Raw genomic sequence first — 24606 nt, 5'->3', positions numbered from 1 at the left:
CCCCAAAATTGGTGATAGCGGCGCAGGCGGCACGCATTCCGCCGCTGACTAAGGCGTTGATGAAAACGAGGGAGAAGCCGTCACTTTTGCGCGTGCATTTCTATTTGAAGCGCTTACTTCGGACAGAACCAAAGGTCTGCCACACGATAAGACAAGCTATCCGGCAACTGATAGGAAAGACCTCGATACCGAACCTGAAGTCATGGCGTTTCAACAGCTCAAGCCGCTTTCGCCAGAACGGATCGACCAGCGTAGTAAGAATCTGGTGATATCCGTTGAATTGACTAAACTGGTTTCTCTACCGGAATCTCATTTCCCATTTGTCGGAGGCCAAGGTGCCGCAGTCCGGGCTTGCGGATCTTATCGACCTTATCTACGCGGCCGCCCTGGCTGAGGGCACGACCTGGCCGGAGGTAGCACGCCACATCCTCATGCTGACGGGAGCCCAGCAAGCCAGCCTGGTTCTTCCCGCTGCGAATGGGACAGAACACAATGTCTTCCTGGAGCCCGGCACTTACGATGAGCGGGTTCGCCATTACTATCGGGACATCTCTCCCTGGCGCGTGGAAGCGCAAAACGCGATTCGTAGCGGTTTCGCCCCTGTCGGGCGGGTCGTGCGCGGCGAAGATATCGTGCCGGATCGTGAGTTTTTGAACAGCGAGTTTTATAACGACTACGGACGCCACGCCGGTTTCCGGCACATGATTGGCGGATTGCTGAGCGCGGAAACGGCTGTGTCGATCGCATTTACACGCGACGCCGCAGCAGGACCGTTCGACGAGCGCGACCGGCATACGCTGCAGTCGCTCATGCCTCACCTGCAACGCGCGCTTCAGTTGCGCAAGCGGTTCGAGCCGGATACATCCAGGCTTGGCGCCGGCGCGCTGGATGCCCTTTCGATCGCCGTGATGGTCGTAGACGGGAACATGCGCGTCAAACACGCGAATGCAGCGGCAGTCGCACTGACGAACGGAGTCTGCGGCATGACGGTGAGCCGTGCCGGGCCGGACCCGAGCCCGGGTAACGCAACACTTTCGGCACGCCACCCCGACGATCATTCAAGATTGAGCCAGCTCGTTGCCGCAGTCGCAAAAGGTGCTTCGGGATGTGCGCTAAGGATGCGCAATACACGCGACGAACCCGCGAGCCGAGCCTCGCTTGCCGTCCTCGTCTCTCCTGCGATGACCCACTTCCTTTCCGGCCCCGGAACCCGAACCGGGAACGGCTGCCGCATCGAGCCAGGCACAGCAATGATCGTCGTGCGCCCTTTGAACCATCCTTCGTTGCCGCACCCTGGCCTGATGTGCGACCTGTATGGACTCACAAAAGCCGAGGCGGCCGTCGCGCTTTCGTTCGGCGGAGGTGCGACCGCCGAGGACGTTGCAAGGACGAGATGTGTATCGTCTGAGACGATCCGAAGCCAGGTCAAGGCCATCCTGCGCAAGACCAACACGAGTAACCTGCGTGACCTGGAAAGAGTGATCGCAATCAGTTCCGCAATGCTCCCTGCTTCGCTGTGATCAACCATGCGGCGGCATGGGGATAGGGTCAACGACGCAAAATCCCGCGATAGCGAATTGGCTGCACGGCGCATGCTTGAGCACGTGTCGAGCGTTCAGCGGCGCACATTAGTCAGGCGAGACAATGCCACTGAACACGACGGTTGACTAACCTGCTGCAGTTGCGCCAGTTGAGTTGCTTCAGTTGAGTTGCTTCAGTTGAGTCGCTTCAGCTGACCATCGTCGGCGTACCAGTCGACCGTGGCGCCGCTGGTATTGACGGTTACCGCACGCGGCTCGCTGAACTGATCGAAGGATTCGATCCCGGTTTCCCGTCCTACACCGCTGTTCTTGAAGCCGCCCCACGGCGAGGCCGGATCCAGCCGATGATGATCGTTGATCCAGACCATGCCGAACACCAGCTTGCTCGCCACGCGATGAGCACGCGCCACGTCCATTGTCCAGACAGAAGCCGCGAGGCCGAACTGCGTGTCGTTGGCAATGCGCAGCGCGTCCGCTTCGTCCTTGAACGGCATGATCACGGTAACAGGGCCGAACACCTCGCCCTGCCCCAGTTCCGATTTCGGATCGACATCGTAGAACGCGGTAGGCTGGAGATAAAAGCCCTCGTTCAGATGTGCCGGAATACCGCCGCCTGCGAGCAACTTCGCACCGTCCTTGATCCCCCGTTCCAGCATGCCGAGAATGCGCGTACGCGAACGCTCGGAGATCACCGGGCCCAGTTGCGTGTTGAGATCGGCGGGGTTCCCCACGCGAATTGCCTCGACCTTCGCGCGGAATTTTTCGAGGAACTTCTCGTAGATGGACTCGTGCACAAGCAGGCGCGCACCGCACACGCAAGTCTGTCCGGCGCCGATAAACGCCGCGAACGCCGCGCCGTTCACCGCGCGATCAATGTCCATGTCGTCGAACAGGATCACTGCTCCCTTGCCGCCCAGTTCAAGCGTGGTCAGCGCGAACGTCTGCGCCGCCGCCTCGCCTATGGAGCGGCCCACTTCCGTACCTCCGGTGAACACGACCTTCGCGATCAGCGGATGACGGGCCAACGCAGCGCCTGCTTCCTTACCCTCGCCGTTAATGACGTTCACCACGCCGTCAGGAACGCCCGCCTGCTGCAATAACGCGACCAGCCGCACCGTGGTGAGCGGGGTCTGCTCCGACGCCTTGATCACAACGCTATTTCCCGTGGCGAGCGCCGGCGCAAGGCTCTTCGACAGAATCATCAACGGGTGATTGAACGACGTCATCAGCGCGCACACACCGAGCGGCACGCGCTGCGTGTAGCAGAGATACGGACCTTCTATAGGAATCACGTCGCTGCGGCGCGTGAGTGCAAGCGCTGCGAAGTATCGATAAAACTGCGGCAAGCGCGAGATCTGCGCACGCGTCTCAACGATTGGCCGGCCATTGTTGAGCGTCTCCAGCTTGTAGAAATTCTCCAGGTCCGCTTCGAACAGATCCGCGAAACGGTTCAGGATACGAGCGCGTTGCGTGAACGGCATGTCGCGCCAAACACCGCTTTCAAAGGCATCGTGCGCGCACTGCACGGCACGTCCCACGTCCTGAGCCGATGCCTTCGACAACGTGCCGATCACAGCGCCGTCGGCCGGATTGATGATGTCCATGGTCTCGCCCGACGCGGCATCGACGAACTTCCCGTCAATAAACAACTGCGCACTCAGGAACTGCTTGTTCACTGCATCCATCTTGCTTTCTCCGTGATTACTTGAGCGGGGAAACCCGCCTGTCAACGCCGATATCAAGACGCGCGGGCGCGTCAGTCGGCTGAATGTCTTCCAGGCGCTGGCCGGTCGGCTCGACGCCAAGCCATGCCACCACCACGATTTGAATTGCCAGCAAGCCGATCATCAGCGCAAGCACGCCGACCACGCCGTAATGTCCGAAGAGCGCCACCACAATGAAAGGCGTGACGATCGTCGCCCCTCGACCAAGGGTATTGCAGATGCCCGATGCACGCAGGCGCACTTCGGTCGGAAACAGCTCAGGCACATAGATCGCGAATAGCAATGCGACCAGTACATAAATAGGGATCACCAGCAGCAAGCCGACGACCGGCAACATGATCGGGTTGCTCACGAACGGATAGATTGCGCCGAAGATAATGGCGAGGACCGACGCGCCGATGATGGTCGGCTTGCGGCCCCACCTGTCGGCAGTCAGCGCACCGATGCCCGAGCCGATAGGCGCGCCTAGCGACATCACGAGCGCGTAGCCAAACGACTTCGCAATGCTGAATCCTTGATGGACGAAAAACGTCGGCAACCAGGTCACGAAACCGTATAACAAGGTATTGATCACCACCAGCGTGACGCAGCCAACGATCATGCGCGGCAGCATTGCGCCCGTAAAAAGCGAGCCCAGCGCACGCGAGGGCGCAACCGAAGGCTTGGGCGACGGCGCCGGCAACGTGCCCCCGTGTTCTGCCTTTACCTCACTCTCGATCTTCGAAAGAATCGCTTCGGCATCCTGATGACGACCTGCCGACTCAAGCCAGCGTGGCGACTCCGGCAACGACTTGCGCGCATACCAGACGCCAAGTGCGCCAATTCCACCAAGCACGAACATGGCTCGCCAGCCCATCGCGGGAATCAGCACGAGTCCGATCAGTCCCGCTACGGGCAATCCCGAGACGACGAACACGGCCATCAGTCCCTGCATCTTGCCGCGTGACGCAGGCGGCGCGAATTCGGTGAGCGTGGAATATCCGACGACGTTTTCCGCGCCAAGCCCGAGTCCCATCACGAAGCGGAACGCGATCAGGACCAGCATGTTCGGCGCCATCGCGGCGCCCAGCGACGCAATGCCGAAGATCATGAGATTGGTCTGGTACGTAAAGCGACGGCCGAATCGATCACCAAGGAAACCCGTGGCCAGCGAGCCGAGCATCATCCCGAGGAATGTCAGCGATACGAACAGCGCATTCTGGCCGAGTGTCGAAAAGCCGCTTTGCAACGTGGCGCCGAGGACCGTGGAGGCTACGTAGATATCGAAGCCATCGAAGAACATGCCGATACCGATCAGCCACATGATGCGCTTGTGGAAGCCCGATACCGGCAGCCGGTCCAGACGTGCGCCTGCATTCACATTCATTTGCGTCTCCTGCAAACCTTCGTGGGTTTGTCGTAATACATGAGCGAATACATGACCGATTACTTCAGCGCCATCAGTCGCAACGCCGAGACCGTCAGCGTTTCCGTCGCGCATCGGAAGTTATGCTCGAGCGAACTTTCTTCGGTCGCCTGGAAGAAGGTCTTGCACTGCCGCGCGCCGGTGTCGTCGAGCGCGAGGATTCGTTCCGCGAGTGCATCGGCTTCGGCGTGCAGCGTATCGGGCGGACAAACTCGGGTCACGAGACCGGCATTCAATGCCGCCTCGGGCGTGATTGCATCGCCGAAAAGAACCATCGGGAACACTTGCTTGGGCAAGGTGTAGCGGCCAAGGTAGGCCATGATCGCGGCCGGCGGCAAGCCCTTGCGCATCTCGGGAAAGGCAAGCTTCGCGCTGCTCGATACGAGCGTGAAGTCGCACAGGATCGCCAGACCAAAGCCGAAGCCGAACGCGTTGCCCTGCACTTCGGCAATCGTGATCATGGAAGACGCCCGCAATAACCGCTTCAACTCGATCAGCCGCGATACTTCATGATGAATGGACACCGCGTCCGTGCCGGCGCGCTCGCGCCCCGTGCAGAACACATCGCCGCGTGCGCGGATACGCAGCACGCGCGCCGTGGGCACGGTCGCTTCACTGCGCAGGGCGGCGATCATGGCGTCGAACATCGGCGCGGTGACTTCATTGCCGGCTTCGGCATTGTTCAGGGTAAAGGTCAGAACTTCGCCCGATCGATCGATAACGACCGGGTCCGGCAAGCGCGCGTGATCCAAGCAGCCTCCTGTTGTATAATTGCCTGTATGAGCTGTATACAGCGTATTCACTGGATAACGGAAAGTCAATGGCCTCTGCAACGAAACGCGCTCAAACGGCAAATCTCATCGATGCGCCGGATCAGGCGCTCGACGCGATCGGACGCAAATATCACTCGAAGATGCGCACAGTCGACGCATCCAGCGACTCGCTCAGCGACGGCGTGGTGGTCCCCGCGTTGCGCGAAGCGATCGTGGAAGGCGTGCTGGCGCCGGGAAGCCGGCTGTCGGAAGTACAGGTCGCGAAGCAGTTGAACGTGAGCCGCACGCCCATGCGTGAAGCGTTCGCACAGCTTGAACGTGAGGGTCTGGTGACGGTGGTGGCGCGTGTTGGCGCGTTCGTCCGGTCGGTGACGCTGCGCGATGTGGCGGAGATCTACACGGTGCGAACCGCGCTCGAGTGCCTCGCGGTCCAGCTTTGTGCACAGAACATCACGACGCTCGGGCGCGCTCAACTGGAAGACGTCATAGGCGAGATGCGCGCGAACGTGAGCGCCGATGACCCCGCGGCCTATGTCGATGCGCTCGACCGCTTCTACTCGATCGTGATGACCCTCGCCGACAACCGTACGCTGCAGGCGACGCACGCGAGCCTGATGGGCCCCGTGCGTCGATTGCGACGCATTGCGATGGCCCGCGGCGGGCGCATGCGGGCATCGTTTGAACAGGCCGTGAAGATCAAGGACGCGATCTCCACCGGCGATAAACGCGTTCAGGACCTGATGCGCGAGCAATTGCGCGGCGCTTGCGAAGCGGCAACGGCAGTCCTTAAAGAAACTGAGAGCGATTGAGGGGAAAGTCGAAAACGGAAGATCAGCGGTTTCGTCGCTCCGCGTCGAGCCCCCCAAGCCGCATAAAACTTGACCCGTGCTTGCCGAATGCAGGCATCCGGGTATCGCAAACTCATTTACTCGTTCCGCAGGCCGACCGGCATTCGATCAAATAGAGGCGCTAAACGTCCCTAGTTCGCTCGATCGCATTCACCGGCGCCCGTTAAAATTACCCGTCGCAAGCAATTTGGCGCACGTGGGCTTGCATTCCGACGGTTAGCATAGGAATCGATAATGAGCAAAACCGACACCCACTCGAGCAATCGAGGGACGGCCAAGCGGCAACAGCTGAGGCGGTCCGATCTCCTGCCAATGTCGGCGGCGGCCTTCCAGGCTGCGTCGCTGCGCAATCATTTGGCGCTGGTCGCCATGCGCCAGGGTTTCGGCCATGCAGAGATCGCCGCTGACTTGTTGCAAACCGCCTATCTGACCTACTTCATATGCGGCATGGACGCGGACGAGGATTTGCTCGAGACCTGCGTTGCCGCCGAACTGACGATCAAGGCAAGTGTTGCGCATGCAAAAATGGCGGGCGAATGGACGTTGAAGTCCGAGCACGCTCACTACGTCGAGAAAATGCTGCGTCAGCATGATGCCCAACTGACAACGTTAGCTCTCCGTACAATTGAGGCGGCAGCGAGACGGCTATCTCAGGTGTTGGAAGACGGTGGGATGCCGAACCTTGCCTCTACGTACATGAGAGTGCTGAAACAGCGCTGCGAATCGCCGGATTCTCTCGTCCCGGCGTAGCGAGACGACAGCCCTTGCCCTTTCGCAAACCTCGATTTTCATGCCAGCGATTCGCGAGCCCCTGTTGCACTCCGTTCGAATTCAAACATCCCGGGATGGCGATATCGGGTTAGTCAGCATATCGGCCGGTTCCCATGGGGCCGATATACATACTAAGAATATCGGATATCCACCGCGTGCCGACCAAAGGAGCCGATCATGAAAACCTTGCACTTTCTCTCTCACCAAGAGATTTTCGATAAAGCCGCGCTTCACCTGTTCGCCCAAGGCCACGCTGCGCTATTACCGCACGGAGGCGGCGCATACCGTGGGTATTGCGGGGGATGCCCGGTAGGCAATTTCATTGCCGCCCGAGATCACATGACCGCCATGGAAGGCGTACCCGTGCGCTACATCGGGGCGTCCGTGCGCTCCGTGCCGGCTTACATGGACGTGGGCGTCGCAGCGCTCAAACGCGCATTATTGCGTTCACGGATCAACGTGTACGATCCGACAACCGTCGAGTTACTCAGCTGCCTGCAAAACGTGCACGATGTCTTCGGCAAATGGGAATGGCGAGATCGTCTGGCATCGATCGCACGCCAATTCGCCCTTTCCGACACCCTTCTCGAGCACGCCGCGTGAGTTACCGAATGGTCGCGCAAGCGGCGCGAATGCCGCAAGCCTAGGGTTGTGCGGACGCAAGCGGCGTCGGCTCGCCATTTCGATAGTTATAAATGGTGATGGGAGAATCCGTGAGATCGCGATTCTTGTCGAACTGGTAGTGCCCGGAAACACCGCGAGCATCCATGTTCGCCAGCGCGGTGCGGTATTGGGCCGGTTCGATCGAATTGGCCTTCGTCATCGCTTGCGCGACGATGTTCACGCCATCGTACAAGGCAGCGCTATACGTTAGCGGATCGGTATTGAAGCGTTGCTTGTAGTCCGCCTTGAACTGCCGGCCTTCCGGCGTCTGATCGAGAACGGGGCCGCCTTGCGGGCAATACACGCGCGTGTCGATCGCGTCGCCGCCAAGTTTCGCCAGTTCTGCATTGCACATTGCGTCGCCGCCCAGCAGGTAGCCATTCATCGCAAGACGCTTCATCTGCTTGCGCAGCGCGCCGGCCTGAGCGTAGTAACCGCCATAGAAAATCCCTTCGGCGTTCGAGCCCTTGACGTGCGTCAGGATCGAGACGAAGTCGGTCGCCTTGTCGGTCGTATATTCGCGATCGACGATCTCGATGCCATTGGCTTTAGCCGCGTTGATGAACTCGTCCGCGACGCCCTGGCCGTACGCAGTGCGATCGTCGATCACGGCAATGCGCTTGACCTTCAGCGCCTTTGCGGCAAATTCCCCCATCCGGCTGCCAAGTTGCGTATCGCTGGCGGAGATGCGAAACACGAACGGATAACCGTGCTGGGTGATCGACGGGTTCGACGCGACGGTCGCCATCACAATGCCCGACACGTTCACGAGGTTCGAAGTCGGAATCGCGACGCCGGAATTGAACGGCCCGAAAATAACCTTGACGTTCGCGTCCACCAGGCTTTGCGCGACCGTCATGCCGGTACGCGGGTCGGCGGCGTCATCCTGTGAGACCAGTTCGAAGCGCGTCTTCTGGCCGCCGATCACGAGACCCTCTGCATTCAGGCGCTCGATCGCCATTCTCACGCCGTTTTCGTCGTCCTTGCCAATGGCAGCCTGCGCGCCGGTCAATGGCCCCGTCAAACCGATCTTGACGACCTGCTCACCGGCCGTCGCGATCAGGGAGATCATGCTCAAAGCGACTGCTATCAAACGGTTTGCACCTGCATAGGGCTTGTTCATCATGCTCTCCTCACCTCGTGTGGCGTGCCAGACCGTGTCGTCGCCAAGGGGCGAGCCTATCAGTGCGGGCACAGAAAACAGCGTGTGGCCCCGTGCGCCGCGACATCTCTTCCGAGGCGCGGACGGCGGGGTTGACAGCAATTCTGCGTAGCCAAATTCCTCAATAAAATGCATGATTGATGGAACACATTTCGGAAATTCCCGAAGTGACAAGGGGCGCCACGATGCAAGTTCAGGACACGGATCTCAAGCTGTTGCGGATCTTCGAAACCATCGTGCGATGCGGTGGCTTCGCCGCGGCCCAGCCGATTCTCAATATCGGTGCATCGAGCATCAGCGAATACATGTCGCAACTGGAGACGCGACTCGGGCTGCGGCTATGTGAACGCGGACGCGCCGGTTTCCGGCTCACCGAGGAAGGCGCGCAATTGCACGCCGCCGCGCAACGTCTGCTCGGGGCCGTCGACACGTTTCAAATGGAAGCCGGCGCACTGCGCAATGAGCTGTCCGGCGTGCTGCGGTTCGGCATGATCGAAGCGACGTTGACCGACCAGTGCTCGCCTCTGCCAACAGCCATTCGAGAGTTCGGCCAGATGGCGCCGGAAGTGCGCCTGCATGTGCAGATCGAGGCGCCCGGCAGCATGGAGCAGCATGTGCTCGATGGCCGTCTGCATCTTGCCGTCGGCCCGTTCCCCGCGCAGATTCCCGGCCTCGATTACATGCCGCTCTATCGTGAGGAACAAGGGCTCTACTGTGCGTCGACCCATCCGCTGCACGAACGGGCGAGCGGCCGGGTTCCTGTTTCACTGCTCAGCAAGCAGCGGCTGGCAGCCCGCGCCTATCTCGGCAGCCAGGAATTGAAGTTGCTCCACATGCCGGAAGCCGCGGCCTCCGTCGATAACGTCGAAGGCCGGGCCATGCTGATCCTGTCCGGCAACTACATCGGCTTCCTGCCGCCGCACTATGCCGAACCCTGGGTGAACAGCGGCTTGTTGACCCGCATCGATCCCGGGCACTACGCGACTCATCTGGACTTCCAGATCATCACGCGCAAGGGGGGCGAACCGGCGCGGGTCGTTCAGGTCTTTTGCAAGCAGTTGCGCGCAGCTGCCCGGCAACTGGACCACACCATGCGAAGCGGCAAATAGCGAGTGGGTTAACGCTTGGATTAACGCGTGGATCAGCGAGAAAGGTTTCGTTTGACCTTGCGTTGATGCATGACACGGCCGATGGTGTTCAGCAGCAATTGCGCCGCAAGAATTGAAGTCGAGGCCGAATGGTCGTAGTCGGGCGCCACTTCCACGAGGTCGATGCCGATCACGTCGCCCTGCTCCGCGAGGCCCGCGACCAGTTCAAGTCCTTCGTAGTACAGCAGACCACCGTGGCTCGGGGTGCCCGTGCCCGGCGCGATCGAAGGATCGAAACCGTCGATATCGATCGTCAGGTAATAGCGCACGCCCTTCGGGATACGGTCCAGCACGCCCTGGATGCCGAGGCGCCGGAGATCACGCACCGAGATAATGTCGGAGCCCATCTCGCGAGCCTGGGCGTAGCCTTCGCGTGCAGTCGATGACACGTTGCGAATGCCGATCTGCGTCATGCCCGACACCACGCTTTTCTCTGCCGCGCGCCTTAGTGGATTGCCATGGCCGTATCGCACACCATGACGCTCGTCGACGAAATCAAGGTGCGCGTCGATGTGAACGATATGAAACGGCTCCTGGCCTTCGAACGCGTTGATGCACGGAATGTTGATGGAATGATCGCCGCCCATCACCACCGGCAACGCGCCCGCCGCGAGGATCTTGCGCACGCCGTACTCGATGTTTGCGTGGCTCTTTTCAGTGTTGGTGTGCACCATGTCCGCATCGCCGATATCGACTATACGAACTTCGTCGCTTGGCAGATAGATAACATCGTCTTCGAAGTCGTACGCGCCGCCGTGGCCGAACGAAAACAGCGTCGACGCATCGCGAATCGAACGCGGGCCGAAGCGTGCCCCGGCGCGCCACTGTGTGCCGCAGTCGAAAGGCGCGCCCATGACCGCGACGTCCGCATCGATCTTGTCCCAGTCAAGACACAATGGGGATTTCGCGAACGTGCAGATGCCCACGAACGGCAAATTGAGCCGACCCGTTTCGTAGCTGTTTTCAGACATGATCTATCTCCGTTTTGTTCTATTCATCCAGACAGGTGCGGCGTGCGGGCACCGCTCTCCCCATTGCTGCAGCAACGCCCTTTGTCAGGAGAGGCTGCTGCATCTGAAACGGAGTCTAGGCAAACATATTCAACGGAAAAATACCAAAAACAAGAAATACACTTCGGGATAGTCCGAAGCGATCTCAAAGCGCAGCGAGTTCGCGAATTTAAAGTGAATAATCCGGATCGTGCTTGTTCAGGATTCGCTTGATGCTCTCGAGATGGCGGCGTGCGCTTTCACGGCCGCCCGAGCGCATCTGCTGATAAGTCCGTGCGGCCATGTCGCGATCGATCGACTGCAACGCAAGCCCCGTGGATTGCGCCAGCCGCTGAACCTCGCAGGCTCGCTCCAGGTAGTACATGTCGTCCCATGCGTCCGCAATGCTGCCGCCTACAATCATGACGCCATGGTTCTTCATGAACACCACGTCGGCAGTGCCAATGGCGTCGGCAATCCGATCGCCCTCGGACTCATCGAGCGCGAGTCCGTTGAAGATCGGATCCACGGCGGTCCTGCCGAAAAACTTGAGCGCTGTCTGCCCGGCCCAGAGCAACGGAGCGCCCTGCACCATCGTCAATGCAGTCGCGTTCGGCATGTGCGTGTGGAACGCGACCTTGATCCGGGGTTGCCGTAGATGGACGCGTGCATGAATATAGAACGCCGTGATTTCAGGGATACCCTCCCCCTCGATCACATTGCCATCCAGGTCGCAGACCAGCAGGTTCGACGCAGTGATCTCCTCGAATGCGTACCCGAACGCATTCACGAGGAACAAATCATCGCGACCGGGAAGCACCGCCGACAAGTGATTGCAAACGCCCTCCTGCATGCCAAGCCGCGCCGCCATGCGAAAGCACGCTGCGAGATCGACTCGCGCCTGGCGGATCGCGGGCGTGTCGAGTTCGCCCGGCGTGACCTGCGCTCGCTGGGTCACCTTGGTTGTATCGAGGCCATGGGCCATGTATTTCCTCCTGATGCGGTTTCCGTTCGTTCTTTCGCGCCCCGATGTTCCGATGTTCTCCCGATGTTCAATAGGCAGCTTGATCGTTCGGATTCGCGTAAAGCGTCCGCAACTCAGGGCTCATCGCGAAATCGAAGTTGATATTTTTAGGCGGCACAGGCTTCTGGAACCACTTCGCGAACAAGCCATTGATATCGCCCGACTTCATGGTTTTGGTCAGTGCGTCGTCGACCAGTTGCTTGAACTGCGGATCGTCTTTGCGCATCATGAACGCGTAGGGCTCTTTCGATTGCGCCGTGCCGGTCACCGTCCAGTCAGAGGGCGTGCTGGCCAATGTGCGCGCTCCGTACAGCAGGACATCGTCCAGCATGAAAGCCTTGGCGCGGCCGGTTTGCAAAGTCAGGAACGACTCACCGTAGTCCTTGGTCGAGATAATGTTCATGTTCAATTTCTTCTCGACATTCATGCGACGCAAAATGGCTTCAGCGGTCGTGCCCGCGTTGGTCACGACGGTCTGATTGGCAAGATCGGAGAAATCCTTCACGCCCGAACTCTTGCTGACCAGGAGACGCGTAAGCGTGACGAAGAAGGTATCGGAAAACGCAACTTGTGCGTGGCGCGCGTTCGTATTGGTCGTGACCCCGCATTCCAGGTCGACAGATCCGTTCTGGACCAGTGAGATCCTGTTTTGTGAATTCACGGGAATCATGCGAACGTTAAGGCTTGGTTTGTTCAGCTTCACCTTGATGGCGTCAATGACCTTCTGGCAAAGATCCTGCGAGAAACCTATGACGTGCTGGTTCGCGTCGTAGTAAGAAAAGGGGATGGACGCCTCGCGGTGACCAATCACGACAACGTCGGACTTCTGAATCTTGTCGAGCGTAGGCCCCAGGTCATCGGCAAACACTGATCTCGTCGATAATAGAAGGAATCCTAATGTTGCAAACGTGACTGCTCGGTGAAAAATATTCATTTGAATCTCCCTGTAGTGGCGGTTGGTCGTGTCAATGAGCGCAACCCGGCGCGCTCTCATGATGCGGTGGACGTAGCCTTCTTGCCGAGTGTCAGATGGACGAGGTTGGCAATGGCAGCATCCTGCAAAGCCATGCCGACCGCCTTGTACACCACAATGCCCGCACAGTCGTCCTGCCGCGTCTGGCCGGCCTCGATCACGTCGCAAAGGTCGGTGATCTTCCTGGCTGCCAGCAATGCGGGCGGCGCAAGCGCCAGATCACCGGACTCGGCCGGCGTTTGCTCAAGCCAGTCGACCACAATTTCTGCGCTGCGGCTGATCGTTTCGTCGTCCATCTCGCGCTGGTCGGGACGCGTCGCTCCAATGGCGGCAACAAAGCTTCCGGGCTTGAGCCACTTACCTTGTATGACGGGGGTGGAAGCTCGCGTGGCGAGCACCACGATGTCCGATCCGGCCGCCTCCTCGGCTGAGGCTACCGAGACGCGCACGTTGAACCTCTGCCGCAAGTCCGCGGCGAGCCGCTCCGCACTTTCAACGTTGCTGCTGCGTATCAGCGCGTCTTCAATAGGGAACCTCGGAATCAGCATCTGCGCGTGAGCGCTCGCCTGCACACCGCTTCCGAATATGCCGATGCTCCTGCTCGCGGGTCTCGCCAGATGCTGCGCCGCAAGCGCCGTTGTAGCGGCCGTGCGCAAACGCGTCAGCGCGTCGGCTTCCATCATGGCGAGCAGCCGTCCGTCGTCCAGTGAGATCAACGCGATAAAAAACGAGAACTGCCCGTTGAGCGTCGTGTACATCTTGACCGCCGCGACGTTCGCAGCTCCGAGCATGGCGGACATCGTGCTGAATTTGGCAGCCGGAATCGCAATGCGGCTGCGAACCTGCACGGCGGCGTCGCCGCGCGCCAGCTCGAGATAGGCGTCACGAAGCGCATCGATAGCGGTCTGAGGCGACAGCACCGAGACCACCTCTTCATTCGTGTAGAAGTTCATGGTCTTTCCTGATGCAACTCATCGGCCTGGTGACCGGCCGGACCGTCGCACTGCACGGCGCCGCTGATCCAGCAGCCCAGAGCAGTGTCGAGCGGATCGCGGAATTCAACGAAGATTTCCGATGGCCGGCCCATTGCCACGCCTTGGCGGACATGCACGCTGTCCGCACTCCCGGCAAGCAATCCATAGTGCCGGGCGCCGTACAGCAATGCAGCCGCGGCGATGCCGGTCGCGGCGTCTTCGGGGTAGCCGGAAGAGCGGGGGAACTGGCGCGCCTGGAGCGCTAGCGATGTGCCTGCATCGACAGCGAACGGATACAAGCCCGTTGAATTCAACGAACTGCACAACGCTTCAACGCGTTCGAACGTCGGCCGCAACGCATGCAACTGCGCCACGGACTTGAGCGGGATCAGCGTCTTAGTACGGCTCGTGGCCGCGTTGACAATGCCGATCGGCATCAGGTCACTGGCGGATAAGTTCATTACATCGAGTGTTTCGGCGAGCAGGCCAGCATCGTCCACAGGCTGCACTACGCCTGCCGGCTGGCTGACTTCGATCCCATGGGTGGTGGGCGTGATCCGTGCCTCTACGACACCGCTCTTGGTTTCGATCGATGCCCACTTCGTGGTCCATACGCCCAGTTTCTGGAGAAGCCACAGCGCACCCAGCGTTGCGTGGCCGCACATCTCCATCTCATGATTCGGCACGAAGAAACGCAACCGGAACGTGTGACCGGCACTCTCCGGACGCAGTACGAAGGCGCTTTCGTGCCCGTACTCCCCGGCGATCGAACGCATCTCATGGTCCGACAAGCCATCCGCATTCAGGATGATCGGCGCGGGATTGCCGCCGCCTTTGCTCGCTGCGAAAACGCGTACGAGATGAATTTCGTGCGCGCTCATACAAGCCCCTTCGATGCCGCAATGGCGTTTGAAAGGTACCCGTCGATGGCACGATTTCGCCCGTTGCTCCTGGTCGATACAGCGTGCGTGCGACGCTGACCGGTGCGCGTCGGGCAAGGCGGAATGGAAACTCCATTGGCAACTATTAGCAAGATCGACTCCTTTTATCCTGCTGCCAGCATGCGCGAGTCGATTTGTTTTTTCGCGCTCACTCGGGCCATTGTTTGATAACAATCGGGCCATGCCAGATGATGAACCGCTCTTCGTGAGCTTTGCTCCAGCAACTTTGCGCTGAAAATACAGTCGGCGATGCCCGGTTCAATTGGCCGAGGAAAGACTTTTTTGCCGGTGTTATGCTACTTCTCCGAGTCGCCTCGCAGGGCAGGCGCGTTCATTTAAGCGTTCACATCCTTAGCCGTTCTCGATGGACAGCACGTCATGACGTATCAAACCGCGTCCTCGCACATTCCTCCGGGCCATGTCTCGGCGGTGTGTCGTGTCGCGGAAACCGGATACTCAACCGCATTGCACAAACACGAGGAATACATGTTCCTCGTGCCGCGGCGCGGCGTGCTTGCGCTGTCGTCGGAAGCCAATGACCTGCCAGTCAAAATTGCCCCGGCCACGCTCGCGGTTGTCCGCCCCAGTCTTCTTCATGAGACAGGAAGTCACTGCGCGGAGAACGAACATATCGCCGTGTATGTCGAGAGCGATTTCGTCTCATACTGCGAGAGAAAAGCGAACAGGACGTTGTCCGTGAACAAGATCGCGGTCTGCAGTGTCAATAGGTCCCTGCTCAGCGCGATCCGGCTGCAGAGCGAGCTTGCGCACCACGAGCTTGATGACTTCTCGCGGTATCGGCAGGATCTGGTCGATCGTCTCGTGGCGAGCGCGTGTGTTGAAGCGGGATTGAGTCCCGCACTTCGCGCGAGCCCTGTGGACAGAAACAAGCACCTGATCGACGACATCAAACTGTTCCTGAACGCCACGCTGACGGAGCAACTCGATCTCGATCGGATTGCTGACGAATTCTCGTTGTCCCGCCGCCATCTCACCCGCATTTTTCGTGAGTCGACGGGCGAAAGTATCGGCGATTACCAGACCCGGCAGCGTGTTGCGCGCGCAGCAGAACTTCTAAGCGTGTCAGGCACCACGGTGCTGGCTGCATCGATGGCGGTGGGCGTCGAGTCCCCCTCCTATCTGGCCCGGCTTTTTATCAGGCATGGTCAGCCGCTTCCGAAAAGCTTCAAGCCTTAACTCCCTCCCGCTATACGCCTGGTGCGCCGGCGTCGATTTGTCTCCAGCGAGCAGTCCTGGGTGAGTTCCCATGAATTCAAAGCCGGCCATTGCACGCTCCCGTTCTGATTCCGTGACCGGGACGCTCTATTACGAACAACTTTCGAGGTCAGTCTTTCAGAAAAATCTGATTGTCCGCAATACCTCAGATAACTAGCGTTCACATCCATAGATCGAATCGATGTGCAGATGCGCGGCGAACGGTTCTGCTACAGCACATGGTCTATTTCCTGATGTTCAATACAGAACGAGGTAATCAGATGGCATTCCAGTCTCTAGCATTGACCCAGTCCCAGGAACGCACGCTCGCCCGCAGCAACACCGCTCGCAACGTGTGCGCGGTCTACCGGCTCGACGCCCACCCCGATGCAACTCGCCTCGCCGACGCCATTACCCAGGCGACCAATCACTGTGAACAGCTTGCCTACCGCACCATCGACTCGGAGGATGGCACACGCTTCATTGTCCAGCGTGATGCCGGCTTCGAGCTGAAGATCATCGATATTGGCGAACGCTCCCAAGCGACTGAGCTTTCGTTGATCGAAGGCTTGTGTGCACGCAAGTTCCGCATGGACATGGGGCTGCCCTGGTCGTTCACATTGCTGCTCGCGGGAGAACAAAGTTTCCTCGTTTTCGCGTGTCACCCCGCGCTGCTCGACCGCTTCTCGCTGAAGTCGCTGTTTGACGCGCTCTCGGATGCCTATGGCGGTGAAGCACTCGCGCCGGCGCTCGGCCTCGACCAGCGGGGTCTGCTCGAAGCGGAACAGTCGTTGTTGGCAAGCGAACACCTCGCGACCAGTCTCGAATTCTGGATAGGACAGCTTGGCAAATCGTCGTTCGAATGGCATGCGCCGCGCAACGAAAACGGATCGGCCGAAAACTGCTTCACCACCTCCCTCGACGCTGCGGCAAGCCGGGATTTTTGTGCCCTGGCCGATACGCTTGCCATGGCGCCGGACGTTCTGCTTTTGTTGTGCGTCCACGTCTTGCTGCACCGTCTCACGTCCAACTCGACAGTCCTCACCGCCTATCACCAGCGAGGTTGCGGGCGAACGAGCACCGGCATCGGTTTTGATGAGCGACGGCGCGTTCTCAGGACGGAGTTCGATGATTCGATGACACTGCGCGAGTTCTTGCGCCATGCGGCCGCGCGGCTCGACATGAACTACTTCCACGGCGATGTTCCGGCGTTCGAGGTGCTGGACGAGATGGAGCACCGCATACCAGGATACGTCAGCGCTACCAACGTGCTGTGCGAGGCTGATTCACTGCCCTACGATGCGCTTCGGCTCGGCACACTCAAGGCGACGCTGCTCGCGCCGTTTTCCCGCGGCGCCCCTCATCATGATGTGGCGATATACCTTGATGTGCGCGAGCAAGTTTCGTTGCACATTCAGCTCCGCCATCCGCAGGAGCTGGACGGTGTGCGCATGGCGTTCGAACACGGCATGGCATTGCTCATGCGCCTGCGGGATGTCCTTGATCAGGAGATCGACGCCATCGACCTGTACACGCCGGCGCTGCACGCGAGCCGGCTCGCGTGGTCGGATGGCGGACCGTTCGCCGTGCCTGCCACGGATGTGCTCGACCTCTTTGCGCAGGCCGTCCGGCGGCATGGTCAACTTCCGGCCGTGAGCGGCCCTGACGCTGTCTACAATTACGCAGAGTTGTCGGCCGCCCTGCAGTGCGTGGCTGCGTCTTTGGGCGCAACGGCGCCGGACACCCTCATAGGTGTTTGCATGTCGCGCGGTGCGCAGATCGTGCCGGCAATCCTCGGCGTGCTTGCTGCCGGCGCCGGCTATGTGCCGCTTGACCCGCAGATGCCGGACGAACGGCTGCGTTACATAGGCCACGATGCGCAACTGGCCGGAGTCATCGTCGATGCCGCGACGCTCGAGCGCGTGAGGGCTGCCGTCGATTGCCCGGTGCACCTGCTCAGCGAACTCCTGGAGGGCGCTCCGGCAAGCGCGCCGTTCATGCAGCCCTCTGCTGCCCCGGCACGCACCGCCTACGTGATCTATACCTCGGGCACCACGGGCAAACCGAAAGGCGTCGTGATCGAGCGCGGCATGCTCGCTCATTTCATTGCGTCGCTCGATGGCCTCTACGAGCGCTCCGCCGGTACGCGCTGGCTGCAATTCGCATCGGTCAACTTCGATGCCAGCGTGCTGGAAATATTCAATCCCCTCACGCACGGCGGTCATTTGATCATTGCCCCGGAAGCGATCCGCACGGATGCCGAGGCGCTGTTTGCGTTCCTCCAGACGCACCGGATAAGCCACGCATTCCTGCCGCCGGCGATCCTCAAGCTGTTGCCGCGCCGGCCGTTGCCAGATCTCGCTACGGTGCTATGCGGCGGCGAAACCAGCGATAACGACACGATCCGTTTCTGGTCAAAAATGCTACGGCTGTCGAACATCTACGGTCCGACCGAGACCACGGTGATTGCAACCGAGAACACCTTTGGCTCGTGCAAGCTGGCAAACCATCTGGGTCACGCCTTACCCGGCTACCAGATTCATCTGCTGGATGATCGGGGGCAGCCTGTCCCGCTTGGCGGCGTTGGCGAAATCTGTATCGGCGGGATGTCGGTGGCACGCGGCTATCTGCGCCGGCCCGATCTGACCGAGCAGAAGTTCGCGCCCAATCCGTTCAGCGCCGGCCGCCTGTACCGTTCCGGGGACCTCGGACGCTTCCTGCCGAATGGCGAGATCGAGTTCCTCGGCCGCCGTGATTTCCAGGTCAAGATCCGAGGCTACCGAATTGAGGCAGGCGAAATCGAAAGCGTCATTGCGGCGCAGCCCGAAGTGAACGGCGTGCATGTCGGCACGTGCAAGCGCCAGAATGGCTTGGCGCTCGTCGCATGGTACGTCAGCAATAATCTGGATCCCGAAGTGTTGCGCCAGCGGCTGGCGAACAGCCTCGCGCATTACATGGTGCCGTCGTTCCTGATCCAGGTGGCCGCACTGCCGCTAAATCTTAACGGCAAGATCGACCGCTCAAGGTTGCCTGAGCCGCAAGCGCTGGTCCACCAGGAAAGTGAGCGTGAACCTGATGCCTTTGAACGGGGCGTGCGCGCGATCTGGGCCGACACGCTAGGCGTGCCGATCGAGAGCATCGGCGCAAGCAGCCATTTTTTTCAGCTGGGCGGCCATTCCCTGCTCGCGACACTCGTGCGCAACCGCGTGAGTTCGACACTGAACACTCCCGTCAAACTCAAGGCTCTGTTCGAGCATCCGGTATTCAGCGCGTTCTGCACACACGCGCGCAGCAGCGATCCGCTCGAGGCTGCCTTGCCGCAGCTGATCGCGGCGTCGGGCAGCGCGGTGTCCGTACCCGTGCCGGTACCAGTTGCAAATCTCCTTGTGCGAATGATGGTCAACCGCTCGATCGCCAAGCCGGACGACAACACTTATCACATCGTGGTCCGGGTCAATTTCACCCACGAAACGAATCCGCTGCGCTTGCATCAGGCGCTGACCGGCGTGCTCGGCCATGATCCCCTGTTTCGCGCGTGCCTGATCGAGCGCGACACAGAGTTGCTGCTCCAGGCGGGTCCGGCAGTCACGCCGGTGATCCGCGTCGAAAGCGCTGACGCACAGACCATCGCCGCACGGGCCGACGCGTTGCGAAAAGAGCGCCTGCCGTTCGGCGATTCGCCGCTATGGCGCGCCGAATTGCTGCTGTGCCCGGACGACGGTTCCACCACGTTGCTGTTGTGCATCCATCATGCGATTTTTGACGGCTGGTCGCTCAACCTGCTGCTGGACGAACTTGCACGGCGCTACGACGGTCAGCCGCTTGCGCCGCGCCCGCTGTCATGGTTCGACTACTGCAAGTGGGAGCACCAGATGAGGGCGTCGCCCTTATTTATCGAGGCTCGCGATTACTGGGCCTGCAAGCTGGCAGGGCTCACGCTGCGCACAGAATTGCCCTTCGATTCGCTGCGGCGCACGGAAAACGCGAACCGGTCATTAGCAGTGTCTGTCAGGCCGGAGCACGTGGAGCGCCTCAAGACGTTCGCGGAGCAGCACGGCATGACGTTGCCACCGGTGTTGTTCGCCCTGTACCTGGTCTGGATCTGGCGCGTCAGCGGGCAAGCACGTCTCGCCTGCGCGTATCCGAACGCCGGCCGCGACGTGGCCGGCAGCGAAGATATCTATGGGATGCTAATGTCAATGGCCGTGCTCGTACAAGGCATCGAGCCGCGCCAAACGTTCTCCGACCTCGCCCGGGCGGTCCAGCGCCAGATGCTCGACGACCAGGACCATCTGCTGGCGACGCCTTATGACACGGACAACGTGCAATTCGGCTCTCTCAATACAATTTTCAGTCTGCAGAGCGGCATTGATCTGGAGGGCCGGATCGGCAATGCGTCGTACCAGGCCGAAGAATTGCCATCGCTGACGTCGAAAGCGGATCTCTCGGCGATCTTCTATGTGCGCCGGGACGGCGGACTGGATGGCCGGTTCGAATACGACGGCTCGCAGCTGTTCGCAAGCTCGATGGAGCGGATGGCCGAGGTGTTCCATACGCTCATCGGGACAGCCGGTCAGAACCCCGGCGCGCAAGTTGGCGAGCTGGGATATTTGAGCGAGCGTCAACGCGCGCAATGCCTGAGTTTCGCATGCGAGCATCCGCTGCCGGATGCGCCGGCATCCATCCCGGCGCGCTTTGCGGAAGCTGTTGCGACGTTCGCGACGCAGGATGCGGTCCGCTTCGGCGATGAGGCGCTCACCTACCGGGAACTCGATCTGCTGAGCGACCGCATTGCCTACAGTCTCGCCTCGGACATGGCGCCGGGCACGTGTATCGGCCTGAGCATGCACAAGGGCACACTGCTGGTGGCTACGGTGCTGGGCGTGCTGAAAGCCGGCTGCGCGTACGTGCCGCTCGACCCGGACTATCCGCCAGAGCGGCTGCGCTTTTTCGTCGAGAACTGTTCGATTGAAACCGTCCTTGCGGACGCGCCAAGCTGGCTCGCACTCGATACCGCCGGACTCGCCGGATTGCACCGGATCGATCCGGCGGATCTGGCCAAGCGGACACTCGCGCCCACGGCCGCCCTCGCGCCGGTCGCGCCGAACGCCCTCGCGTACGTGATCCATACCTCCGGGTCGACCGGCAAGCCGAAAGGCGTTCTGGTAGAGCACCACAGCGTGGTCCGGATGGTGGAAGGGGCGCGCCTTGAGTTCGACTACACGCCGGGCAGCATCAGCACGTTGGCCGCTTCGACCAACTTCGACGCGAGCGTGCTCGATATCTTTCTCGCGCTGTTGCACGGCGGCACCCTGGTCGTGCTGCCGGAGGAGGTGCGCCGCGATTCCGTCAGGCTGCACCGCTTGCTCAAGGACGCCCGAGTCACGCATGCGTCGCTCGCGCCGGTGGTCGTGCAAAGCCTGCCCCGCGAAGCGCTGCCCGATTTGCGGTTGCTCGGGTTCGGCGGAGATACGATCGACGAGCCGACCGCCAGGTGGTGGGCCTCGCATACGCGGCTCCTCAGTCTCTACGGGCCGACCGAAATCACGGTCATGGCCTCGTGTGGCCAGGTGATGCCGGACGGTCCCAGCCGGATCATAGGCAAGCCGTTGCCGGGATATCGCCTCTACATGCTGAACGCGCAACGGCAACTGACGCCGCCAGGAACGGTCGGCGAAATCTATATTGGTGGAGACAATCTCGCCCGCGGCTACGTGAAGCAACCGGCAATGACGATGGAACGCTTCGTCGTCGACCCGTTCAATCAGACATCCTATGCCCTGATGTACCGGACCGGTGATCTCGGCCGTTTCCTGCCCGACGGCACGATCGAATACTGCGGCCGCAACGACGCGCAAATCAAGCTGCGTGGCTTTCGCATCGAACTCGGGGAAATCGAGAGCTGCATCGCGGCTGCGGCCGGTGTGGCGCACGCAGCCTGCACGGTATGGGGTGAAGGCGAACAGCGTTACCTCGCGGCGTACTACGTCGCTGAGACAGATGCGGCTCTTGACGAAGACGTCTTGCGCCAACACGTGGCAAACGCGTTGCCGGACTACATGCTGCCGGCGTGGTTCATGCAGCTCGATGCGATTCCGGCATCCTCCAGCGGCAAGGTCGACCGAAAGGCGCTTCCCGCGATGCCGCGGAGCACGAGCCGCTCGCCGCCGCGTGATGGCGTCGAACGGCGGATCGCCGACCTTTGGGAGAGACTGCTGCAACTGAACGGCATCGGCCGGGACGACAATTTCTTCCACCTGGGCGGCAATTCGATTCTCGCTGTCCGGATGCAGGCAGAAGCGCGCGAGACGCTGGGCATCGATTTCGCGATGTCGGCGTTCTATCGATCGTCGACTGTCGCCTCGCTCGCGGCCGGCCAGCAGGAAGGCATGATCGAACTCGCGATAGCCGATGCAGCGACGCCGCTAGTCATCAACGATCCTGCGCCACCGCTCCCTGAAGAGACTCGAACGGCACCAGTCGGTTCGATGTTGCTGACCGGCGCCGGCGGGTTCCTCGGCATCTATCTGCTCCATGATCTGGTCAAACGTGTTGACAAGGTGGTCTGCCTGCAACGCTGCGATAGCGCTGCCACAGGCGAGGAGGATTTGCGACGCAAGGCACAGGAGGCAGGACTCCTGATAGATTTCTCGCGCGTTGAAGTGATCGCCGCCGATCTCGCCGCGCCGGATCTCGGACTTGATTCCGTGCAATGGCATCGGCTGGCTGGCGAAGTCGACGCCATTCTGCATTGCGGCGCGTTCGTCCATCACCTGCACAGCTATGCGCAAATGAAGCGGGCGAATGTCGACGGCACCGAGAGCTTGCTGCGCCTCGCACTGACGCAACGGCAAAAGCCGCTGTGTTTCATTTCAACGATGTCGGCACCGGCAATGCAAGAGGGGGTGACGCGAATCGAGGAGCAGGTGCAACCCGGCCGTCCGCAAATGGACAACGGCTATCTGCTGACGAAGTGGGCCGGCGAACAACGCGTTGCCGAGTGCGCCCGGCGTTTCGGACTACCGGTCATCGTCGCGCGTCCCGGCAACATTACCGGGGACAGCCGCAGCGGCTACAGCAACTACGCTAGCAACCACTTCTGGCTCTACAACAAGGGCTGCATCGAACTGGGGACTTTTCCGGATACCGGCCAGGAAGTCGAGATGATGCCCGTCGACCAGCTTGCTCGCGCGATCGTCGCGCTGACGCTAAGTCACCGCGATGGCTTGCGCGTGGCGAATCTCAGCAATCCGGTGACGCTGAGCCAGCGGCGCTGGTTCGACTTGCTTGCCAAAGACGGCTTGAAGGTGCTGCCGGAAACACCACTCGAATGGCAGCACCGGTTGACCGGTCTCTCGTCATCGAATGGCCTCGCTCTTATTCGCGACTTCTATACCGGGGACTTGTCTGAGAAGCCGCTGACAATTGAGCAGAGCGCCACGATAGCTGAACTGACGCGGCACGATGTTCAACTGACGGTCGACTACGAGCAACTGATTCCGCTATATCTCGCGTATCTGCGCGCCGAAGGGTTTCTTGATGAATCTGTCACAAACCTGGCGGTTCTATAGCCGATGATCAAGCGCCGGCCATACGATCTCCAGTTCCAGCGCAATGGAACGCGCCAGTCCTTCGAGGTCCGGGAAGAGCGATGCATTCGTGATGTTCATCCTGTACAACGAACGCATGGCTTCGTCGCGTAAGTTCGACGGCAACACGATCTTGCGCAGTAGTTCGTCGCTGCAGGTGTATTGATCGAGGATCATGTCGAGCGGCTGATGCAGCAGGCCGGGCAACACGAACGTGCCCGCTTGCGCGATCAGCCGCTGGTCCATTTCAGCGGGTTCCCCAAACCACATGACCGGGTTTTCATCGCTCAGATAAAACCTTTCGAAATTTCCGGGCAGGCGCGGGTCGATCATCTCCCGCACAAGATGCGGCGCCGAAACAGGGACTGCGCGATTCGTCCACAACGCCGGGGTGTTGACCGCGAAAACGGCTGCATCGGTCACAGCGCGCTCGAGCGCAAAGAACGCGGCGACAAAAGGCGACTTGGTGAAATCAAGCAGTCTGGTGGGCGCGCCGTGATGCTGCATCAGCCCGAGGCAACGCAGGTCGTCGGATAGCGCACGGACATCGGAAAGATAGTTATGCGCCTTTCGCCTGAAGATACGAATGGCGCGCTGCTCCTGAATTCGCCACGCCGAGCGGTCTGGCACGAACGCGGACAGGTAGCGCGATAACGAACTTTGCAACGGCCATCGTGCGTCTTGCTGACCGCGAAACGCCCAGCCGTCGAGCTCTATGGTGAGCCTCATGAACTCCTGCCAGTTCGACACAATAATGGTTTGCATTGTCACTTATCCAGGGTAGCACTCGCTCTTGCTTGCCCGATCACTAGCCCGATCAGACCCGGCTCGAAAACCTATAAGCTTGATGTCATATCATGTTCACT

The 24606-nt window shown here is 60.4% G+C and carries 17 protein-coding genes; 7 read left to right on the top strand and 10 right to left on the bottom strand.

The genetic code is table 11. The annotated features are described in order from the left end of the window. Window positions 1-335 precede the first annotated feature (335 nt). Window positions 336-1520, top strand: a complete 1185-nt coding sequence (locus tag ACSOSP_RS30040; RefSeq protein WP_455312147.1) for a helix-turn-helix transcriptional regulator — start codon at window positions 336-338, stop codon at window positions 1518-1520. Between the two features lie 194 nt (window positions 1521-1714). Here ACSOSP_RS30040 and ACSOSP_RS30035 read toward each other — a convergent pair whose 3' ends face one another. From ACSOSP_RS30035 to ACSOSP_RS30025, 3 genes are read right to left on the bottom strand one after another with little or no spacing between them, the layout of a single operon-like run. Beyond that, the gene (locus ACSOSP_RS30035) at window positions 1715-3226 is read right to left on the bottom strand and encodes an aldehyde dehydrogenase (protein ID WP_455312145.1); all 1512 of its coding nucleotides are present in this window, start codon (window positions 3224-3226) and stop codon (window positions 1715-1717) included. Between the two features lie 16 nt (window positions 3227-3242). Next, window positions 3243-4631, bottom strand: a complete 1389-nt coding sequence (locus ACSOSP_RS30030) for an MFS transporter (RefSeq protein ID WP_455312143.1) — start codon at window positions 4629-4631, stop codon at window positions 3243-3245. 59 nt (window positions 4632-4690) lie between these two features. Next, window positions 4691-5422 (bottom strand): enoyl-CoA hydratase/isomerase family protein, encoded by a 732-nt coding sequence (locus ACSOSP_RS30025; protein ID WP_455312142.1) that lies wholly within the window; start codon window positions 5420-5422, stop codon window positions 4691-4693. Window positions 5423-5490: 68 nt separating this feature from the next. On the opposite strand from ACSOSP_RS30025, the gene ACSOSP_RS30020 reads away from it, so the two are divergent. From ACSOSP_RS30020 to ACSOSP_RS30010, 3 genes are all read left to right on the top strand, one after another. Then, window positions 5491-6252 carry a GntR family transcriptional regulator gene (locus ACSOSP_RS30020; RefSeq protein ID WP_455312141.1) on the top strand — a complete coding sequence of 254 codons (762 nt, stop codon included), beginning with the start codon at window positions 5491-5493 and terminating at the stop codon, window positions 6250-6252. A 273-nt stretch (window positions 6253-6525) separates the two neighbouring features. After that, window positions 6526-7041: a hypothetical protein gene (locus ACSOSP_RS30015; protein ID WP_455312140.1), complete on the top strand. Its 516-nt coding sequence runs from the start codon at window positions 6526-6528 to the stop codon at window positions 7039-7041. Between the two features lie 198 nt (window positions 7042-7239). Next, on the top strand, window positions 7240-7665 hold the full coding sequence (locus ACSOSP_RS30010; protein ID WP_455312138.1) for a hypothetical protein: 426 nt from the start codon (window positions 7240-7242) through the stop codon (window positions 7663-7665). A 40-nt stretch (window positions 7666-7705) separates the two neighbouring features. On the opposite strand, the gene ACSOSP_RS30005 is transcribed toward ACSOSP_RS30010, so the two are convergent. Beyond that, entirely contained in the window at window positions 7706-8848 is a 1143-nt protein-coding gene (locus ACSOSP_RS30005) for a branched-chain amino acid ABC transporter substrate-binding protein (protein WP_455313716.1), read from the bottom strand. A 224-nt stretch (window positions 8849-9072) separates the two neighbouring features. Here ACSOSP_RS30005 and ACSOSP_RS30000 point away from each other — a divergent pair, with 224 nt between their 5' ends. Next, a complete protein-coding gene (locus ACSOSP_RS30000) occupies window positions 9073-9996 on the top strand; it encodes a LysR family transcriptional regulator (RefSeq protein WP_455312137.1) in 924 nt (307 codons plus the stop codon). Window positions 9997-10028: 32 nt separating this feature from the next. On the opposite strand, the gene speB is transcribed toward ACSOSP_RS30000, so the two are convergent. The 5 genes from speB to ACSOSP_RS29975 all read right to left on the bottom strand — a co-directional run bounded on the left by speB (window position 10029) and on the right by ACSOSP_RS29975 (window position 14876). Next, entirely contained in the window at window positions 10029-11006 is a 978-nt protein-coding gene (speB, locus tag ACSOSP_RS29995; RefSeq protein ID WP_455312136.1) for an agmatinase, read from the bottom strand. 208 nt (window positions 11007-11214) lie between these two features. Next, window positions 11215-12009 carry an aldolase gene (locus tag ACSOSP_RS29990; RefSeq protein ID WP_455312135.1) on the bottom strand — a complete coding sequence of 265 codons (795 nt, stop codon included), beginning with the start codon at window positions 12007-12009 and terminating at the stop codon, window positions 11215-11217. Between the two features lie 67 nt (window positions 12010-12076). Further along, on the bottom strand, window positions 12077-12982 hold the full coding sequence (locus tag ACSOSP_RS29985) for a glutamate/aspartate ABC transporter substrate-binding protein (protein WP_455312134.1): 906 nt from the start codon (window positions 12980-12982) through the stop codon (window positions 12077-12079). 56 nt (window positions 12983-13038) lie between these two features. Then, the gene (locus tag ACSOSP_RS29980) at window positions 13039-13974 is read right to left on the bottom strand and encodes an ornithine cyclodeaminase family protein (protein ID WP_455312133.1); all 936 of its coding nucleotides are present in this window, start codon (window positions 13972-13974) and stop codon (window positions 13039-13041) included. Further along, window positions 13971-14876: a PhzF family phenazine biosynthesis protein gene (locus tag ACSOSP_RS29975; protein ID WP_455312132.1), complete on the bottom strand. Its 906-nt coding sequence runs from the start codon at window positions 14874-14876 to the stop codon at window positions 13971-13973. Before ACSOSP_RS29975 ends, ACSOSP_RS29980 begins: the two co-directional genes overlap by 4 nt. A 438-nt stretch (window positions 14877-15314) precedes the next feature. On the opposite strand from ACSOSP_RS29975, the gene ACSOSP_RS29970 reads away from it, so the two are divergent. Beyond that, window positions 15315-16133 (top strand): helix-turn-helix transcriptional regulator, encoded by an 819-nt coding sequence (locus ACSOSP_RS29970; RefSeq protein WP_455312131.1) that lies wholly within the window; start codon window positions 15315-15317, stop codon window positions 16131-16133. A 299-nt stretch (window positions 16134-16432) separates the two neighbouring features. Beyond that, the gene (locus tag ACSOSP_RS29965; protein ID WP_455312129.1) at window positions 16433-23722 is read left to right on the top strand and encodes an amino acid adenylation domain-containing protein; all 7290 of its coding nucleotides are present in this window, start codon (window positions 16433-16435) and stop codon (window positions 23720-23722) included. On the opposite strand, the gene ACSOSP_RS29960 is transcribed toward ACSOSP_RS29965, so the two are convergent. After that, window positions 23717-24505, bottom strand: coding sequence for an FRG domain-containing protein (locus tag ACSOSP_RS29960; protein ID WP_455312127.1), 789 nt, complete (start codon window positions 24503-24505; stop codon window positions 23717-23719). The two genes, ACSOSP_RS29965 and ACSOSP_RS29960, sit on opposite strands and share 6 nt — an antisense overlap. Window positions 24506-24606 lie beyond the last annotated feature (101 nt).

The organism is Caballeronia sp. KNU42, assembly GCF_053760385.1.
Note: the sequence above shows the minus strand (reverse complement) of the source record. Positions and strands in the feature narration are given on the sequence as shown.

What these genes read in the sequence shown, in the direction of transcription:
- ACSOSP_RS30035 (WP_455312145.1), bottom strand. Translation starts at nt 3,226, where the DNA reads ATGGATGCAGTGAACAAGCAGTTCCTGAGTGCGCAGTTGTTTATTGAC.
- ACSOSP_RS30030 (WP_455312143.1), bottom strand. Translation starts at nt 4,631, where the DNA reads ATGAATGTGAATGCAGGCGCACGTCTGGACCGGCTGCCGGTATCGGGC.
- ACSOSP_RS30020 (WP_455312141.1), top strand. Translation starts at nt 5,491, where the DNA reads ATGGCCTCTGCAACGAAACGCGCTCAAACGGCAAATCTCATCGATGCG.
- ACSOSP_RS30015 (WP_455312140.1), top strand. Translation starts at nt 6,526, where the DNA reads ATGAGCAAAACCGACACCCACTCGAGCAATCGAGGGACGGCCAAGCGG.
- ACSOSP_RS30010 (WP_455312138.1), top strand. Translation starts at nt 7,240, where the DNA reads ATGAAAACCTTGCACTTTCTCTCTCACCAAGAGATTTTCGATAAAGCC.
- ACSOSP_RS30005 (WP_455313716.1), bottom strand. Translation starts at nt 8,848, where the DNA reads ATGAACAAGCCCTATGCAGGTGCAAACCGTTTGATAGCAGTCGCTTTG.
- ACSOSP_RS30000 (WP_455312137.1), top strand. Translation starts at nt 9,073, where the DNA reads ATGCAAGTTCAGGACACGGATCTCAAGCTGTTGCGGATCTTCGAAACC.
- speB (WP_455312136.1), bottom strand. Translation starts at nt 11,006, where the DNA reads ATGTCTGAAAACAGCTACGAAACGGGTCGGCTCAATTTGCCGTTCGTG.
- ACSOSP_RS29990 (WP_455312135.1), bottom strand. Translation starts at nt 12,009, where the DNA reads ATGGCCCATGGCCTCGATACAACCAAGGTGACCCAGCGAGCGCAGGTC.
- ACSOSP_RS29985 (WP_455312134.1), bottom strand. Translation starts at nt 12,982, where the DNA reads ATGAATATTTTTCACCGAGCAGTCACGTTTGCAACATTAGGATTCCTT.
- ACSOSP_RS29980 (WP_455312133.1), bottom strand. Translation starts at nt 13,974, where the DNA reads ATGAACTTCTACACGAATGAAGAGGTGGTCTCGGTGCTGTCGCCTCAG.
- ACSOSP_RS29975 (WP_455312132.1), bottom strand. Translation starts at nt 14,876, where the DNA reads ATGAGCGCGCACGAAATTCATCTCGTACGCGTTTTCGCAGCGAGCAAA.
- ACSOSP_RS29970 (WP_455312131.1), top strand. Translation starts at nt 15,315, where the DNA reads ATGACGTATCAAACCGCGTCCTCGCACATTCCTCCGGGCCATGTCTCG.
- ACSOSP_RS29965 (WP_455312129.1), top strand. Translation starts at nt 16,433, where the DNA reads ATGGCATTCCAGTCTCTAGCATTGACCCAGTCCCAGGAACGCACGCTC.
- ACSOSP_RS29960 (WP_455312127.1), bottom strand. Translation starts at nt 24,505, where the DNA reads ATGCAAACCATTATTGTGTCGAACTGGCAGGAGTTCATGAGGCTCACC.